The sequence below is a fragment of the Sphingomonas lycopersici genome (assembly GCF_026130605.1).
Lineage (GTDB): Bacteria > Pseudomonadota > Alphaproteobacteria > Sphingomonadales > Sphingomonadaceae > Sphingomonas > Sphingomonas lycopersici.
Genome location: NZ_JANFAU010000028.1, coordinates 2501 through 5958, shown reverse-complemented (window position 1 = coordinate 5958; position 3458 = coordinate 2501). Strand labels below are relative to the sequence as shown.

Annotated in this window: 1 tRNA gene and 2 rRNA genes; all 3 read right to left on the bottom strand. The window is 54.6% G+C overall.

The window, feature by feature from the left end:
* Window positions 1–49: 49 nt before the first annotated feature.
* The 3 genes from NED98_RS23020 to NED98_RS23010 all read right to left on the bottom strand — a co-directional run bounded on the left by NED98_RS23020 (window position 50) and on the right by NED98_RS23010 (window position 3299).
* A tRNA-Met gene (locus NED98_RS23020) sits at window positions 50–126 on the bottom strand.
* 155 nt (window positions 127–281) lie between these two features.
* Window positions 282–396 (bottom strand): 5S ribosomal RNA (rrf, locus tag NED98_RS23015).
* Between the two features lie 111 nt (window positions 397–507).
* Window positions 508–3299, bottom strand: a 23S ribosomal RNA gene (locus tag NED98_RS23010).
* Between the last annotated feature and the right edge of the window lie 159 nt (window positions 3300–3458).

Sequence of the window (3458 nt, the reverse complement as noted above, 5' to 3'; positions counted from 1 at the left end):
AACGCAACAACCCCCGCCGTGGGTACGGCGGGGGTAGTTATGGGATCGATGGTTGCGGGGACAGGATTTGAACCTGTGACCTTCAGGTTATGAGCCTGACGAGCTACCGGGCTGCTCCACCCCGCGTCACCGAATGGGGTCTTGAAGACCCCTTTGTCCTTGGCCTGAGGCAGAGACGCGAACGCCTCCGTCGGAGCGGAGGCGTCATGCGCCCACGCGGGGGCCTTGGAATGTGAATGGGTTTACCGTGCTCTTCTTCGCGATTGCTCACCGGCTGCAATGCCTGGCGACGACCTACTCTTCCATCGCTTAGGCGATAGTACCATCGGCGCAGTCGGGTTTCACGTCCGAGTTCGGGATGGGATCGGGTGGGACACCGACGCTATGGCCACCAGGCAATGAAGCAGGTGAGCGTTCGTGAGAAGGTTTGGGTATTAAAATCGATGCACCGGCTGGATGATCATCCACCGCCATGTGCAGCCCAGGGCTGACATTGATGGTGGGACTCTCAAGCGCGACTAGGACAATTAGTATCGGTTAGCTCCACGCGTTACCGCGCTTCCACATCCGATCTATCAAGGTGATGGTCTTTCACCGTCCTAAGAAATCTTATCTCGAGGGAGGCTTCCCGCTTAGATGCTTTCAGCGGTTATCCCGTCCGTACATAGCTACCCTGCTGCGCCGTTGGCACGACGACAGGTACACCAGAGGTACGTTCAACCCGGTCCTCTCGTACTAGGGTCAACTCCTCTCAAATTTCGACGCCCACGGCAGATAGGGACCAAACTGTCTCGCGACGTTCTGAACCCAGCTCACGTACCACTTTAATTGGCGAACAGCCAAACCCTTGGGACCTGCTCCAGCCCCAGGATGTGATGAGCCGACATCGAGGTGCCAAACAACCCCGTCGATATGAGCTCTTGGGGGTTATCAGCCTGTTATCCCCGGCGTACCTTTTATCCGTTGAGCGATGGCCCTTCCACGAGGGACCACCGGATCACTATGACCGACTTTCGTCTCTGCTCGACTTGTCAGTCTCGCAGTCAGGCTGGCTTATGCCATTGCACTCTAACAGCCGGTTTCCAACCGGCCTGAGCCAACCTTCGCGCGCCTCCGTTACTCTTTAGGAGGCGACCGCCCCAGTCAAACTACCCGCCACAGAGGGTCCCTGTTCCGGCTTCACGGAACGAGGTTAGACATCAGAAAACAACAGGGTGGTATTTCACCTATGGCTCCACATCATCTGGCGACAATGCTTCAAAGCCTCCCACCTATGCTACACAGTTATTTCCTAATGCCACTCTGAAGCTGCAGTAAAGGTGCACGGGGTCTTTCCGTCTAACCGCGGGTACTCCGCATCTTCACGGAGAATTCAATTTCGCTGAGCATGTCCTGGAGACAGTGGGGAAGTCGTTACGCCATTCGTGCAGGTCGGAACTTACCCGACAAGGAATTTCGCTACCTTAGGACCGTTATAGTTACGGCCGCCGTTTACCTGGGCTTCATTTCGGAGCTTGCACCCCTCCACTTAACCTTCAGGCACCGGGCAGGCGTCAGACCCTATACGTCGTCTTGAAGCCGACTTAGCAGAGCCCTGTGTTTTTGCTAAACAGTCGCTACCCCCTGGCCTGTGCCCCCTGATCCTGCTTGCGCAAGACCAGGGCCTCCTTCTTCCGAAGGTACGGAGGCAATTTGCCGAGTTCCTTCAGGACACTTCTCTCAAGCGCCTTGGTATACTCTACCTGACCACCTGTGTCGGTTTCGGGTACGGTCTATACGGTGGGGCTATTTCCCGGGACAGTTTCGAAGCACGTCCAATCCGATAAGGACGTACAACTTACACCATCCGTCACACACCACCAGGCTGCGGAATATTAACCGCATTCCCATCGACTACCCCCTTCGGGCTCGTCTTAGGGGCCGGCTCACCCTGCGCGGATTAGCCTTGCGCAGGAACCCTTGGTCTTTCGGCGAGAGGGCATCTCACCCTCTTTATCGCTACTCATGTCTGCATTCGCACTTCCGATACCTCCACGACCCATTACCAGATCGCTTCGCAGGCTTACGGAACGCTCCGCTACCGCGTGTCTTGCGACACACCCTAAGCTTCGGTGCACGTCTTGAGCCCCGTTACATCTTCGCCGCAGGAACCCTTGTTTAGACCAGTGAGCTGTTACGCTTTCTTTAAAGGATGGCTGCTTCTAAGCCAACCTCCTGGTTGTTTTGGGATTCCCACATGCTTTCCCACTTAGACGTGACTTGGGGACCTTAGCTGTAGGTCAGGGCTGTTTCCCTTTTGACGACGGACCTTAGCACCCGCCGTCTGTCTCCCGGATATCACTCCTAGGTATTCGGAGTTTGGTTAGAATTGGTAGATCTCGCGACCCCCGCATCCATCCAGTGCTCTACCCCCTAGGGTGTTCATCCGAGGCACTACCTCAATAGTTTTCGCGGAGAACCAGCTATTTCCCGGCTTGATTGGCCTTTCACCCCTAAACACAACTCATCCGGTAACTTTTCAACGTTAATCGGTTCGGACCTCCAGTGGGTGTTACCCCACCTTCATCCTGGTCATGCCTAGATCGCCGGGTTTCGGGTCTAATACACCAAACTAAATCGCCCTATTCAGACTCGCTTTCGCTGCGCCTACACCTATCGGCTTAAGCTTGCTTGGTACATTAAGTCACAGACCCATTATGCAAGAGGTACGCCGTCAGCCCATAAAGAGCCTCCGACTGCTTGTAGGCAATCCGTTTCAGGTACTGTTTCACTCCCCTCATCGGGGTGCTTTTCACCTTTCCCTCACGGTACTAGTTCGCTATCGGTCATGTACGAGTATTTAGGCTTGGAGGGTGGTCCCCCCATGTTCAGACAGGATTACACGTGTCCCGCCCTACTCGAGTCCTGAAGTCTCACTTTCGCATACGGGGCTGTCACCCGCTACGGCCGAACTTTCCAGATCGTTCTGCTAGTTGAACTTCAGGCACTGGCCTGGTCCGCGTTCGCTCGCCACTACTAACGGAATCTCGGTTGATGTCTTTTCCTCCAGGTACTGAGATGTTTCAGTTCCCCGGGTTCGCTTCACGAAACCTATTTTATTCAGTCTCATGATACCTTCTTCCTGATTACTCTCACCGTGTTCGCACACGGAAAGAATAATCGGGATAGGTGGGTTTCCCCATTCGGAAATCTGCGGGTCAAAGGTTGCTCACACCTCACCGCAGCTTATCGCAGCGTGCCACGTCCTTCATCGCCTGTACATGCCAAGGCATCCACGAATTGCCCTTACCTCACGCTTGAGAGTCCACACCACCAATGACAACGCTGGGCTTATCCAAACGGATAAACCAAAACTCGGCAGAGCAACGCTGCATAGTCTCTTGGTGTGGATGATTAATCTCAGCCAGATTAAGTGATTGAACCGACCTCGAGCTTTCAGAATTGGTCGAAACCAATCC